Annotated in this window: 1 protein-coding gene; it reads right to left on the bottom strand. The window is 64.3% G+C overall.

The annotated features are described in order from the left end of the window. On the bottom strand, positions 1 to 507 hold a 507-nt coding region (locus AC1D3B_RS36250), incomplete at both ends, for a methyl-accepting chemotaxis protein (protein ID WP_478195481.1).

Genomic DNA, 507 nt, shown 5'->3' with positions numbered 1-507 from the left:
GCGTTGCGCGAGGTTGCGGACTTCGGAGGCCACAACAGCAAATCCACGGCCTTGCTCGCCGGCGCGTGCTGCTTCGACAGCGGCATTCAGCGCCAGGATGTTGGTCTGGAAGGCGATGCCGTCGATCACGCCGATGATGTCGACGATCTTGCGGGATGACGCATTGATCGAGCCCATGGTGTCCACCACCTGCGAGACCACGCTGCCGCCCTTGACCGCGACTTCGGAGGCCGAGACGGCCAACTGGTTCGCCTGACGCGCGTTGTCCGCGTTCTGCTTGACGGTGCTGGTGAGTTCTTCCATCGAGGCCGCTGTCTGCTCCAGCGAGCTGGCCTGCTCTTCGGTGCGCGACGACAGATCCTGGTTGCCCGTCGCGATCTGGCTCGACGCGGTCGCGATCGTGTCCGTGCCCGTACGCACCTCGCCGACCACCTTCGCCAGGCTGTCGTTCATGTTCTTCAGCGCCTGCAGCAGTTGACCCGTCTCGTCGCGGCTTTGCACTTCGAT

It is taken from the genome of Variovorax sp. P5_A3, from assembly GCF_056400665.1.
The sequence above is the reverse complement of the archived record's forward strand: the minus strand, read 5'-3'. Positions and strand labels throughout refer to the sequence as shown.